This is a genomic window from Rothia santali (assembly GCF_024199905.1).
GTDB classification, from domain to species: Bacteria; Actinomycetota; Actinomycetes; order Actinomycetales; family Micrococcaceae; genus Rothia; species Rothia santali.
In genome coordinates this window covers 1-12,682 of sequence record NZ_JANAFB010000006.1, presented here as the reverse complement: position 1 = coordinate 12,682, position 12,682 = coordinate 1, and the positions used below count along the sequence as shown (strand labels likewise).

Below are 12,682 nucleotides of genomic sequence, written 5' to 3'. Positions count from 1 at the left end.
CCAGGCGGATACGGCCTGGAGCGAGCTCGCGAGCTCCTGGGGCCGGCATCGCCTGGACCTGGAACCGGCAGCCGGTAGGGAGACGGATCGTGTGCGCGGGCCGACTGGCGCGACGGCAACAGCCGCCGCGCCAGCGGCGTCGAATTGGGATAAGGACGCGGCGCCGCCAGGCGCCGGCCGCTTCACCCCGAATGCCGCGGGTGCCGGGGCGAGCTCGCTGGGGGCACGAGGTAGGCCCGCCGGCCCCTGGCATGGGGCCGGCGGGCCTTCCCGCAACCGGTGCTCTGCTACTGGAGTGCGGCGGCCAGCTGCTCGGCGCTGCGGTGATCGGTGATCTTCGCATACCCCGGCCGGTAGGTGCTGGTCACCTCCCGCTCGGCGTCCATGTACAAGGTGACCGTCTTGGGGTTCGCGCGGGCGACCTTCCACCAGGACCCGTTGACCTTCACCGCGTCGCCCTTGCCGATGTTCTCCCGGGAGTAGTCCCCGGTCTTGCCCTCGGCGATCTGCTGGGCGCGGATGTCCTGCCAGTAGCTCAGGTGGTCTTCCTGTTCGGCCAGCAGCGACAGGGCGTACTCGCGGCGCTCACCGGTGGCGGCGGGCACCTGGCGGGCGTAGGGGGTACCTGACTCGGTGGTGTGTCCGTCCAGGATCCGCCAGATCCGGCGGATCTGCCGTTCAGCCTTCTCGATCCGCCCGGCGACCTGGAACGGGGAGTACCGGCGTGCGGTGGCCTTGGCCGCGATCTCGGCGCGGCGCTCGGCCTCTTCGGCGGCGGTCTCGGCCTCGATGGCCTGACCCATGCGGCGGTGGGCGGTGTCGATCGCGCGGCGGTGCCGGTTCTCGGAGTGGTGACCGATTTTGATCGGCTCCCCGCCCTCGGGCAGCCGGTCCAGGGCCTCGCGGTTGCGGGCCTGGGCGGTCTCGGCGTCGGCGTGCTTGCGTTCGGCCTTGGCCTGTAGGGCCTCGGCGCGATCTGCCGCGCGCTGGGTCTTGGCGGCCTCGACCTCGGCCGCGCTGCGTACCGTGTGGTCAAGCTCCTGGGCCACGGTGAATCCGGCCTCTTCCAGGGCGGTGACCAGGCGGGTAATCCGGTAGGTGTTCGGGCGGGCATCCCGGGAGTGCGGGAGGTACCACGCGGGGATGGACCGGCCCCACCGGTAGCGGTGGGCCTTCAGTACTGTGGCGGTGCCGTCGCCCTTGGCCGTGCCCTCGATGATGGTCCCGGCCTCGTGGGTGTGGGTGATGGTGATCATGGTCGGTGTTCCCTTCTGCGTGGCGTTGGCGGGAAGCGGTGCGCTTCCATCTGCGGGGCTGATACCCCCCGGTCGTTTTTGCCTTTCGGCGCAGCGGAAGCGAGCAGCGTCGGCGGAAAGCTGGCAACCCGTCAGGGCAAGGGCCAGAAAATCTGCCGCGGAAATAAGCGAAGCGCCGCGGCAGATTTTCTGGGCCGCCGGCCCCGACGTAGGAGGGGCTTGCCAGCTTGGAGACGGCGCGTATCGTGGCCAAGTCGAAAGGCACAAAACGGGGAATCCCGGTGCGGTGCCAAGGCCCGCTCGATCCGTGAGGGCCCTGCAGGATGACGACGGAAGGGCCAGGCGGATACGGCCCGGGGCGAGCTAGCGAGCACCGGTGGCCGGCATCGCCTGGGCCTGGAGACGGCAGCCGGTAGGGAGGGCGGATCGTGTGCGCGGGCCTTGGTGCCGTGACGGGCACAGCCGCCGCGCCAGCGGCGTCCATTTGGGGGTAGGACCGCGGCGCCGCCAGGCGCCGGCCGCTTCACCACAGGCGACGTCGACGTGGCCGCATGTGCGCTGCGCGAGGCGCTTGCGAGCTCGTCGTCGACGTCGTGCTCACGAAGGGATGAGTCAGGGCCCGGTCCGTGGCGAAGAACTCGCGAAGGACCGGGCCCTGCTGGTGGCCGGGGACGGTATCAGACGTCCCGGGCCGGGGCCGGGGCCGACCGGAAGGGAAATCACAGTCGGCACCGGAGATCAGGTGGCGCACCGGCCTCGTCGTCGACGAAGGGAGGTGCGCGGTGGGTGGGGCTGGGTCTCAACCCTACCCGGTGCGTGCTCGAGCTCGAGCGGTTCAGGTCCGCTCGTCGGGGCCGTAACCGGCGTTGAGTAGCCAGTCGCGGATCATCGCCGCGGCCAAGGCGCTGTGCTTGCCCTGACTCACCTCGGAGTGCTCGGCGGTCTCCTTCAACCGGGCGTAGACCGCGGCCGGGACCCGGAAGTTCAGGATCTTGCGCGGGCCGACCCCGCGCTTCGCCGCGCTGGTCGGAGTGTAACCGGTGAGGATCTGCTCGCTGATGATCTCCCGGACCACCGTCGAGACGGTGCTCTGCCGTTGGGCGGCGAGGTCTTTCAGCGCTGCGTGGACCCAGTCCCGGATGCTGACGTTGATCGCCGGGGAATGACCGGCCGGCTGCTTGGTACCCAGGGGCCGGCGCCCGGGGGTCAGCTCGTGTTCGGTTCCCGGTGTCATCAGGTGTCCTCCTCAGTGCGATCGCGGCGGTCTCGGGCGGAGGCCAGGGCCTCGCGTAGCCCCTCGATCTGGTCCTGGACGCTCTGGGCGCTGGACCACCGGTGCTGCGCGGCCGCGCGCTCGGGGGTATCCACTAGGGGGTTGCCCGCGGCATCGGTGCTCATCGCACGCGCCAAGGTCTCGGTGTGGGCGGGGGCTGCCATCAGCTCGAGCACGCGCAGCGTCCCGGCGATCTGCTCAGGGGTCGCGTGTTCCACGGCGTAGGCCGCGACGGTCTCGACTTCTCGATACATGCCCGTCTCCGATCTCTGAGTAGCTGGCAAGGGGCTTAGGCGACGTTCTTCAGGTAGGCGTTCAGCGCCTCGAAGACCACCTCGGATTCGTGCAGGCCGCGCTGCTTGGCCAGCGCCTGGACCTTCTGCTTCATCTCCACCGGCACGCGGGTGCCCAGCCGCGGGGCGGGTCGGCGGTCCTCGCCGAGGCGGGGCCGGCCGTAGGCCACCTGGTGGAACTCCTCGATGCTGGAGGTGCCCGTGGCGTTGATCAGGTCCGCGGCCCCCGCGCCGGGGGTGTGATCGACCGCGGCCGGGTCGATGGGGGTGGAATCGGCCTGGATGTCTTCCAGGAGCTTGGCGTAGTAGTCGTCGGTGTATTCGGTGCTCATGCCTGGTTCCTTTCCGGGAGCAGGTGGCGGTACTTATCGGTCAGGTCCATGACGTGGAAGATGCTCAGCCCTCGGGGCGGGTCGATGACGTACATGACCTCCAGGTACCTGTCGGTCTGCCCGTGTGGGTGACCGATGATCAGAATCACCGGGCCGGGGTGCCCGTCCCGTCCCGGGATCTTGACCCGGGCCACGGAGTGCTCGATCGCGTACATCGCGTCCCCGTGGGGGATGTGGTGCTTCTCGGCCGAGGCGGTGAATTTGATTCCCACCCAACAAGTGTAACACACAAAGCGGCGCTGAGCTTGATTGGCACCATCCCCCTCCCACCGGTCCGCGGGAGCAACACCTATTTCTTGGGCTCGGGTCGCGAGCTACCCTCCGCCAGACGAACGATAATGGCACCCACCACGTGCACTATCAGCCACGCGTCTTCACGACGGGCAGGGGAGAATCGGTGCGCGTCCCCGATCTGATTTCGCTCTGAAGCAACCCATCTCACGATGGACTGGATGCCCTCCGTCATCGGTGAGTCCTGCGGTCCGAACAGCTCCTTCTTTCGCGCATCTGCAATCAGCTTGCCGAGGTCTTTCCCTTGGCATCCAAGAGCTTCTAGGGTTTCCTGCAACGCGGTTGCCGCGTCTGTGATGGCGTTCCCGGCCTCGTTCTGGCTGATTTGGTGCAGGGCTGCCAGGTAGGACTGGTGCGCCTTGTTGAACTTCTCACCGACCAGCAGGCGCAGTGCTGGCTCGACGGATTCCTGCATCAGCTCATCGTCTTGATAGGCAACAAGTTCACCGTCGATGAATTTGTACCCGATGCGGTGTTCATTGAGGACGTCATTGACAAGATCTTCGTACTCGTGGCGACGGTCTTCAGAGGCCGTTGCAGTTGCTCCCGCAGCCACCATGTCAAGTGCGTACAATGGGGTTTTGCAGTTCACGAGGTCTAGAGAACTAACAGTATAGTTAGCGCGCCACCCTCCCTGCGCCCGCAGAATTCTCCCCACGCGCTTCAGGTCAATATAAGCATTTTCATCCATAACGTCCCACAGTTCCGCAATGCGCTGACGGGCTCGGTAGTCAATCTCGAGGGCCCAGTCCGCTCCGGCGGCATCAAGTTCGGCATTGTCTCGGCGGCGGTTGCGCTGGGAAGGAAGCATGCCTCCAAGGGTAGTCGGAAGGGTTCCCCGGGGTGCAGCTATGCATGGAAGTGCTGGTCATCTGCAGCGTCGATTTACTGCGTGATAATGTCCCTTATCACGCAGTAAGGGACTACGCTGGGTCGGTGGCCTCTTCACCGCTCAGCGCACCGGTTCCGTTGCTTAGCACCACTACGCCCCAAGTCAGTAATACCGATCGTCACGCTCGTCTGATCCAAGCCTGACTGAACACCCTCGGCTCAAGGGGCCTGCGCCGGACCTACCACTTCGACATCGCCAACTGGTGTGCGTACCTCAACGCCGCGAACAAAGACCTCTTCGAATCAAGCCGGGCAACCGTCGATGTCTACTGGTTATCCATGCGTCAACGCGGACTAGGACAATCGGTGATCTACTCGCCGACTCACCGCAGTCGCCAGCTTCTACACCTACCTGCACAAATGCCGGTGGGTAGACTCGAACCCCGCCGCACACGCCGCCCGCCTGTTCAACGCCTATGGGCAACGGTGATGAGTCCCGCTGAAATTTCCCAGCTCCCAGCCCCGGCAGTCAGGGCCTCGGTGAGCAGCCTGCGCATCAACACCGCAGGCTTCTCCCCGAGGCTTCGGGCGTAGTCCTCCAGCTCGGCGTAGTCTGCGTGAGCCATCACGAAGTTGATCTTCGGCGAGCCCCCGCGCCTCGGAGACTCGCCCAGGCGCGGGGCGCCGGGGTGAAGGTCCGGGGTGGGACTCATGTCGCGTGCCCGCGCATCTGATCCAGGTGCTCGGCCAGCAACCGGCGGGCGACCTGGTTCGCCGACTGGCCCGGTTCGGCCAGTCGCCCGAGCTGATCATAGAGCTCGCGCGGGACCCTGAAACTGACCTGCGGGGAGTCCCCGGCCGGCTTGTGCATCGACTCCTCCCGGGTGGGACGCCCGGTCTTGAGGATCTCCTCGAAGTCATCGGTGCCCACGGTCTGACGGAACTGCGCACCTACGACAAGCAATCACCCACCGCAGAATCTCAGCAGGCCAGCCTCAGCTGGGTCCTCACGCAGTCCGGTTCGGTATCGGTGAGCTTAGGCAACAGCAGCAGCGAGCGATACAGCCCCCTCAGCTCCTCCACCTCGAGCTCGGCTGATCCTCCGGGCGATGTTGATCGTCGAACCCAGGATCACCTGGGACTCGGCATGCCTGACCTCATCGGTGACACCTTCACTGAAGCACCGATAAGGCAACGACATGAGCTTAGTCCGTACCGAGCGGATGAAATCTTGCACGATCTCGGAAAATTCCGGGTCGTAAATGGCTTCCGACTCAAAAAGCAGCTGATATCCATCATCAGAGTCCTTCGCGTAGGTCACGAAGACCGCCAGGATCGGCAGTTCCCGAACAACTTCAGACTGGTCTAGGGTCGAGAACCGATCCAGGATTACATCCAGGCGGCCCATGAACTCCCGGCCATGGGCGTGCAATACGTCCTCATACAACTCGGATTTGGAATCGAAGTAACGATAGAGCATCGGCTTCGAGATCTTCGCTTCGTGGGCGATGTCGTCGACGGTGACCTGGGCATACCCGGATTCTGCGAAACATCGTGAGGCTGCCTCGACGATTCCGCGAGTCACTTGCTGCTTGTTTACCGTTGAACGCCTACCCATATCGTGTCCTTCATCCATGATCTACACCCAGTCGTCCTATATGGTTAAGACTTAGGTCTTGGTTACTGACAAGTAGGTGTTCGGCAAGGCGGACCGATCGGATGGGTGAACCCTTCACATTGGCAGCATGATCCTCATCACGGGGTAACATCACCGAGTCTAGTTTACCCAGCGGATTTCCGAATGGGGCACCTCCATGGACTCCAGTGAGCGAAGGATGTAGCGTTCGAGTGATTTCGCTGCGCGTAGCGGAGGTCGTTACGAAACATTAATATATCTCCTGGACTATCTGCACAGGCTCTTCGGAATACTTTACATCGAGACTCTTCTATCGTTGAGGCGAGTTTTGGGTTGCCGCGGTCCACTCCTGCATCCAGTCCGGAACCATGCGTTCTACAGGAAAGCCACCGATAAAATCGGCCAGCTCGTCATGGTCGACAGACCCCCCGCTGTCTCGGAGGAACCGTGTACGCACCACGGCGTGGGCGTACACGCTCGATCCGGCATGAAAGACCTGTTCGACATAGGCCCACCGATCATCGAATCCGAGGATACGCGTGGCAAGATTGAAGCGCTGCCCCAGGGTGAGGGACTTACGGTAGGTGATGGTTTGTCCCGCGACGACCGGATACCAGCCCCGTCCTCGTAATTTTTTCCATAACCCGGACCGAAGCAACAGGTCCATGCGGCCGACGTCGAGGATCGAGAGATACTTGCCGTTATTCATGTGGCGCAGCAAATCCAGATCCGTGAACGCGACACGCAGAGGGGTCTCTGCGGTGTCCCAGAGATCTAATGCCGGCGCGCGCTTGGCCCTGAGGCGCAGAAGGAGCAGACGCAGGTACAGATTCATCTCGTTAGTCCTGAGGGCTTAGCGACTCGACTGCAGACGGCCGGTGGTGTTCTCGGACAAGGCGGAGCGGACCGAGACGCTAACGGCATCGGTAATCGCCTCCTCTTCACCGGCTTCGAGAGCATTCAGTACAGCCGCGACCACGTCAAAGGGATTGACCTTGTCGACACCGGTCAATCGTTCGGTCATCGGCGTATCGGCATACCCGAGATGCGCACCGAGGACCTGTGTTTCCTGATCAGCGAGCTCGAGACGAAGGCTATTGGTCAGACCCCAGAATGCCGCCTTGCTGGGACTGTAAACCCCAGGTTGCGCCAGCCAGGACAGCACTGAGTGGAGGTTGATAATTGCACCCCCGCCGTTTTGAGCAAGCGCGGGTGCAAATGATCTCGTCAGGACCAACGGTGCGAAGAGGTTGGTCTCAAACACGTCACGGATGTCGGTCTCGCTTGCGTGCAATAAGGAGGTAGGCCCGGTGACACCGGCGTTGTTAATAAGCAAATTCACGTCCTGCGCCACCTCAACCGCATTAAGCACTTCGGCGGGATCGGTGACGTCTAGGTGCAAGGGCACGACGCGCTCGTCGTTCCAGTGGTGTTCCCGACGGCTGGCCGCATACACCTTCTTCGCTCCACGGCTTAGGATTTGGGCAACGAACTGCTGGCCGAGGCCCCCCGTCGCACCGGTGACAAGTGCTGTACTGTGCTGGATCTTCATAAGGACCTCTTCTACTTCGCGTGATGAGATGGGCTCGCGTGGCTAGACTGTTCTAAGACTACCTCAAAGGAAGCTTACACCTGGGAAAGTGATGATCGATGGCACTAAGAACTGACCTCTCGAAGGAACCCTGTCCCATCGCTCGTGCCGCCGATGTCCTGGGAGACCCATGGACTTTGCTGGTGCTGAGGGAGCTGCTACTGGGGCAGCACACATATGCAAGCATTCGTGCAAGTCTTGCCCTCTCGGATCGTACTCTAGCGAGCCGTCTCGACTGGATGCGGAAGCAAGGACTAATTATGCGTCGTCCATATACTGAAAAGGTGCGGCCACGATATGAATATCACCTCGCGGCTGCCGGCAAGGCAGCCTTAGGAGTCATGAATGCCTTAGCCCTCTGGGGGAAGGAGAATACCAATCAGCAAGAAGGCGAAGGTATTTATTTAATATGTCGCTCATGCGGTGAATCAACGCGGACTGCTGAGCTTTGCTCCGAGTGCGGGCAGTATCTAACCGTGGAGACCATCGGATGGTTCCGCACGGAAACTCTCGAGACCCCCTCATAATCTAATATCGTGACATATATATTATATCGAAAATTCGCATACCGATATAATTAATCCTATAACCTTGGAACTCGACGATATAAAATATATTCCGCAGAGCTTCGAGAAGCGATCAGGGTGGAGGCCCGATGTCGACAGCTGGGTGCCTTCGGACGGCTGATTACTCCGCAGAGCTGGGGGAAGGCGTATCAGTGGCTGGCCCAAGATACCGCAGCTGCGAAACGGTATGCCGCGATCGCGCAAGTTCGTGAATCGATGACACTATTCATCGACCCGGTCCTATCGAGAGAGGCCAGCGGAGTGTGGGTGCCCGAACAGCTGACATGGGTTTGAGCCTGCTTGGTGATCCTCTCTTCACGGTTGGTTTTCGGCAAGGGCGCCGGTTGTCTGCTCGATGGTGACCCGAGGTGCTCCGAGAGGACTTAGGGACCCACCATGCCGGTGCTGCACATCTGGGTTCACCGACCCGGGCGTGCAGCATCTTTGCCGGTTCAGAGTTCCCCGGGATCCTCGGTCTCAGTGGTCACGGTCTGGGAGCGGTTTCCGTGCACCTCAACGGAGGCGCTTCGTAGATTTACGCACAGCATGCCGTCCTCGATGAAGGGCTCGTAACGCCGGCTCGTCTCGTGTTCAATCCGGTAGTGGCGAAGGAAACTGACTGCCGCCATCTGCGCTTGTCCAGAGCTGGGGGAGATGCGCAGCCGGTAGCTGCAGGGAGAAACCTCAGCTTCTCGGAAGGCTACGACCTGCCGATCAGGATCGAAGAGCACCTCAACAACTTCAGCTGTATCGATCAGGCTATGCGCCGCGGCGTTGATCGAGATGACACCACGTTTTTGGATGGTCACACTCGGTGCGCCCTTCATCGGTATTCTGCGCTGACCGAAAACTTCAAACCCCACGGCATCCTCCTCGAAGACCCAAACCATCTAGCGGTCACAGCAGCCATCTGCGACAAGACCGGCCAACTACAGCTTATCAACGCACCTCAGACACTCCAGAGCTTTCTAAATTTTTCGCGCATACCGCACTCTAGGACCCCTCTCAAGGTCTTCGCAGAGTCACGGACCAAGCAGAACATAATGTCTGTTATGTTATAGACTGGGGTCCGCGTCCGACCCGCCGACCTGAAGGACCTACCTTGAGCGTGATCCACGCACATCAGCTGCCCGCACCCAACGCAACCCGACACCAACAGCTGATCGGCGCGTGGTTAGCCTCCTATGGATCCGAGAACACTCGCGCCTCCTACCGGCGAGACGCGATTCTGTTCTGCACGTTCTTAGATGCCGCCGGATTGGATCTGCTCGAGGTGCGACGAGCTCACCTGGATGTCTTCGCCCGCACCCGGACCCAGGCCGGCGATATGGATACCACCTTGGGTCGACGGATCGCCGCGGTCTCAGCACTCTACAAATACGCCCTGACGGTGGATGCGATCGCGGCGAACCCGGCCGACTTCGTGCGCCGACCGAAAATCAGCGCGGACGAGACCACCACCGCGGCACTTACCCGCCGGGAGGCCATGCGCCTGCTCGAGGCCGCCGAAGCCCACTCCGCCCGCTCCCACGCCCTGGTCGATCTGCTGCTCTCCACCGGGGTACGGATCAGCGAAGCACTCACCGCCCGAACCTCCGGACTGAGCTCGGATCGGCTGGTAATTAGGCGTAAAGGCGGGAAGAAGGCGGTGATCTACCTACCCGAACACACCGTCACCGCTCTACGCACCATGACCGGAGCCACTGGGGACGAACTAGCTCTCGGCCTGGAGCGCGATGGCCTGATCTTCACCACCCGCACCGGGCGCCCCTGGCCACGGAACAACGCCCACACCACCCTGACGACCCTGGCCCGACGGGCCGGGATCGAGAAGAAGATGAGCTCCCACGTGCTGCGCCACACCCACGCCACCCTCGCTTTGGAGCTCGGAGTGCCACTGCACCACTTACAGGACTCGTTGGGGCACGCCGACCCGCGAACCACCCGCCGCTACGACCACTCCCGGCGGCGGTTGGCGAACTCCAGCGCGCATCAGGTCGGGAAACTCTTCGCCTAGCGGGCATCAACCAGAGCCAACACACCACCGGGACGAGAAACCGCATTAGTCGCGGGGTCGGTGAACGCGGGCCCACGCCCTGAGAGTAGGTTGTAGGGTCGACGTGTAGTCGACTGGATTCAAAACTGCTTTCATGATAATTGCCAGTGAAAACCAGATAGCATCGTAATCTTAACGTAACAACTCTGCTTGATATGAGAAAATATTCTTAATTACGTTTTCTAGGTAGCACGTTCTTGGACCAAGAAGATCGGAGGCGCCCTATGGGCATCCGCAGAAATATTGTTAGCACCTCGGTTGCCGGGATCGCGACACTCGGACTAGTAGGTGGTGTCATCAGCCCATCCATGGTGGCGGGCACCACTTCGGCTTCGGCTACACAACAAGCAGCTGCTCAAAATTAGGACTCTACGTACCTTGTGAAAGCAAACGCTGATTCCCTGACGGTGACACTCTCGGAGGGGTACTCATTCACCGAGGCGGACAATGAGGACATTCAGGTCCAGGATAACGCGGGCAACACCTCCGCCCTTGAAGCGGAGGTAGGCCAGGGCGTGAAGGCACACTACACGATGGTCAGCGATCATCAAGTGGACGTAACCTTTGATGGCGTGGGATCCGGCGCATCTACTAGTCAGCCGGGACTAGGAGGGCAGGCCATGACTCTTGCGGCAAGTGACTGCAAGAGCGGTTACCTCAACGCTCTCGGCGAGGGGGCAGCAGGTGGAGCTTTCACCGGTGGTGCTAGCGGAGCGTTCGCAGCAGGTGTGGGTGCAGTCCCTGGTGCAGCGGCGGGCGCGGTGACAGGATCTATCGTAGGAGTTCTTGTACATGCTGGAAATAACGCTATTCAGAATGGAGGCGCCTGCTAATGAACAGAAATAGGAAGATTGCCACGGTTTCGTGGATCCTGGTAGCTGTCTTTGTGATCGCAAACTTTGTCTTGGTTGCATCGGGCGTCGAGTCCCAGCGCGTAGAATTTATCATGATTCCGCTGGCGGCGGGCGCGGCAGCGGTGGGTGTTGTCGCGATGATCAGTGATAAGAAATCGCGTACGGAGAATTAAAGGCGATGCGGGTCGGCGAGCCATCTCTCCGACCCGCATTTTTATGTGGTTGAACAGGGTGAGTCGTTCATGAACGCTATAAGCACTTGTTCACTCATTGGGACCTACCGGTCATGGCTAGTCTTGCCGGCAAGGTAGAACCCGGCGGAGATCACCCAGCAGAGCACGCCCATAAAGACCAGTACCGCAAAGAGTGCGAGACCCACCAAGACCCAAGATCTGAACCGCTCTCGGTTAGATGGAGACTCGCGTTAGCGGACAGCACCGGCTTGGCGGAAGAGCTAGTTGCGCGTGCCGTCGTACCAGGCCCAGCCGAGGCGCCGGTCGCCTGGTGCGATGGAGCCGTCGGGGCTGGCCAACGGGTAGCCGAGCAGCACGTGGTCACCTCTGTCACGGATGTCGAGACCATCTGGCCAGTAACCGGTGTAGTCGAGGTCGGCCTCGTCAGCGACGCCGAGCCGGAGCGCGTATCCGGCTAAGGTGGCATGCGGGTGGTCGGGGCAACGGCGTGACGAACGACGCTGCGGTGTCCGTCAGCACCGATGAGCACACCAGTGGTGTGATGGCGGCCATCGTCGGTGCGCACCCAGGCGTTGGCCCCATTCTGGCCGGCGGCGGTGACGCGAGTGCGATAACACAGGCGCATAGTGGGTTCGGTCTCAGCGGCTTGGCACAGGCCATCATAGAGGCCGGCCCAGGTTTACGGCACCGCGGCGCTGGCGCGGGCGTCTCGGGGCCCGGCTATCTGGACGGCGGCGCGGGCGTGTTCGGGGCCAAGGATGGTGCGTAGATCGGCCTCACGCACCGATAGCGCCGCCCCGAGGGGCGGTGGCGGTCGGCGCGTTCGAGCAACGTGACCTCGTGGCCCTGGCGGGCCAGGGCATTCCCGGCCATGAGCCCGGACAGTGATCCGCCGACGATCATGGTCTTTAGCAGTGGCAGCTTGTCTGTCATCGTTGGGCTCCTTTCCGGACACACCTGGCCGGATCGTGCGTGTGTGCGTGTGAGGAACACGAGACTGTGCCGGCCCGCCTCTGGGTCGGGCCGGCACAGCCGTCGTGGGCGGGTCAGGCTTCGGGGATGTCCATGCTGAAGTCCTCCAGAGTGACGTCGGCCGGCACTGGGCCGCCGCGCACACCGGTGTCGAGAGCGTTGATCGCGACGATCTCGTCGCCGGTGAGGGCGACGTCGAACATGTCGAAGTTCTCGGCGATCCGACTGGGGTTGACTGACTTCGGGATCGCCGAACGGCCCTGGTCGAGGTGCCAGCGCAGCATCACCTGCGCCGGGGTCTTGCCGTGCGCCTGGGCGATCCGGGCGATGGTTGGATCGTCCATGACGCTGACGCGGCCCTCGCCGAAGCCGGGGTAGAACGTGATCCCGCCGATCGGCGACCACGCCTGAGTGAGCACGCCGTGCCGGGCATTGGCCTCCTGTACGTCGGGCTGCTGGAAGTAGGGGTGCAGTTCG

Annotated in this window: 15 protein-coding genes; 2 read left to right on the top strand and 13 right to left on the bottom strand. The window is 62.3% G+C overall.

The genetic code is table 11. From position 1 onward, the window contains the following. Window positions 1-287: 287 nt before the first annotated feature. From NBM05_RS03665 to NBM05_RS03620, 10 genes are all read right to left on the bottom strand, one after another. The gene (locus NBM05_RS03665; protein ID WP_254165195.1) at window positions 288-1,256 is read right to left on the bottom strand and encodes a DUF3560 domain-containing protein; all 969 of its coding nucleotides are present in this window, start codon (window positions 1,254-1,256) and stop codon (window positions 288-290) included. 835 nt (window positions 1,257-2,091) lie between these two features. Then, on the bottom strand, window positions 2,092-2,490 hold the full coding sequence (locus NBM05_RS03660; protein ID WP_254165193.1) for a hypothetical protein: 399 nt from the start codon (window positions 2,488-2,490) through the stop codon (window positions 2,092-2,094). Further along, entirely contained in the window at window positions 2,490-2,783 is a 294-nt protein-coding gene (locus NBM05_RS03655) for a hypothetical protein (RefSeq protein WP_254165191.1), read from the bottom strand. Before NBM05_RS03655 ends, NBM05_RS03660 begins: the two co-directional genes overlap by 1 nt. Window positions 2,784-2,818: 35 nt before the next feature. Next, a complete protein-coding gene (locus NBM05_RS03650) occupies window positions 2,819-3,154 on the bottom strand; it encodes a ribbon-helix-helix domain-containing protein (RefSeq protein ID WP_254165189.1) in 336 nt (111 codons plus the stop codon). Beyond that, complete coding sequence (locus NBM05_RS03645) at window positions 3,151-3,426, bottom strand: hypothetical protein (protein WP_254165187.1); 276 nt, start codon at window positions 3,424-3,426, stop codon at window positions 3,151-3,153. Before NBM05_RS03645 ends, NBM05_RS03650 begins: the two co-directional genes overlap by 4 nt. A 77-nt stretch (window positions 3,427-3,503) precedes the next feature. Further along, window positions 3,504-4,316: a hypothetical protein gene (locus NBM05_RS03640; protein ID WP_254165185.1), complete on the bottom strand. Its 813-nt coding sequence runs from the start codon at window positions 4,314-4,316 to the stop codon at window positions 3,504-3,506. 729 nt (window positions 4,317-5,045) lie between these two features. Further along, window positions 5,046-5,267 (bottom strand): YlcI/YnfO family protein, encoded by a 222-nt coding sequence (locus NBM05_RS03635; RefSeq protein WP_254165183.1) that lies wholly within the window; start codon window positions 5,265-5,267, stop codon window positions 5,046-5,048. A 105-nt stretch (window positions 5,268-5,372) separates the two neighbouring features. After that, window positions 5,373-5,954 (bottom strand): TetR/AcrR family transcriptional regulator, encoded by a 582-nt coding sequence (locus NBM05_RS03630; protein ID WP_254165181.1) that lies wholly within the window; start codon window positions 5,952-5,954, stop codon window positions 5,373-5,375. Between the two features lie 328 nt (window positions 5,955-6,282). Next, a complete protein-coding gene (locus NBM05_RS03625; RefSeq protein ID WP_254165179.1) occupies window positions 6,283-6,807 on the bottom strand; it encodes an acyl-CoA thioesterase in 525 nt (174 codons plus the stop codon). Window positions 6,808-6,825: 18 nt separating this feature from the next. After that, window positions 6,826-7,524 carry an SDR family oxidoreductase gene (locus tag NBM05_RS03620; protein WP_254165177.1) on the bottom strand — a complete coding sequence of 233 codons (699 nt, stop codon included), beginning with the start codon at window positions 7,522-7,524 and terminating at the stop codon, window positions 6,826-6,828. A 98-nt stretch (window positions 7,525-7,622) separates the two neighbouring features. On the opposite strand from NBM05_RS03620, the gene NBM05_RS15795 reads away from it, so the two are divergent. Then, complete coding sequence (locus NBM05_RS15795) at window positions 7,623-8,090, top strand: winged helix-turn-helix transcriptional regulator (RefSeq protein WP_373689275.1); 468 nt, start codon at window positions 7,623-7,625, stop codon at window positions 8,088-8,090. Window positions 8,091-8,581: 491 nt separating this feature from the next. Here NBM05_RS15795 and NBM05_RS03615 read toward each other — a convergent pair whose 3' ends face one another. Next, entirely contained in the window at window positions 8,582-8,992 is a 411-nt protein-coding gene (locus tag NBM05_RS03615) for a hypothetical protein (protein WP_254165175.1), read from the bottom strand. A 245-nt stretch (window positions 8,993-9,237) separates the two neighbouring features. Here NBM05_RS03615 and NBM05_RS03610 point away from each other — a divergent pair, with 245 nt between their 5' ends. Beyond that, the gene (locus NBM05_RS03610; RefSeq protein ID WP_254165331.1) at window positions 9,238-10,146 is read left to right on the top strand and encodes a tyrosine-type recombinase/integrase; all 909 of its coding nucleotides are present in this window, start codon (window positions 9,238-9,240) and stop codon (window positions 10,144-10,146) included. A 1,807-nt stretch (window positions 10,147-11,953) separates the two neighbouring features. On the opposite strand, the gene NBM05_RS03605 is transcribed toward NBM05_RS03610, so the two are convergent. After that, the gene (locus tag NBM05_RS03605; protein WP_254165174.1) at window positions 11,954-12,166 is read right to left on the bottom strand and encodes an FAD-dependent oxidoreductase; all 213 of its coding nucleotides are present in this window, start codon (window positions 12,164-12,166) and stop codon (window positions 11,954-11,956) included. Window positions 12,167-12,279: 113 nt separating this feature from the next. Then, window positions 12,280-12,682 (bottom strand): aldo/keto reductase (locus NBM05_RS03600; protein ID WP_254165173.1); only part of this gene is annotated, 403 nt, incomplete at its 5' end.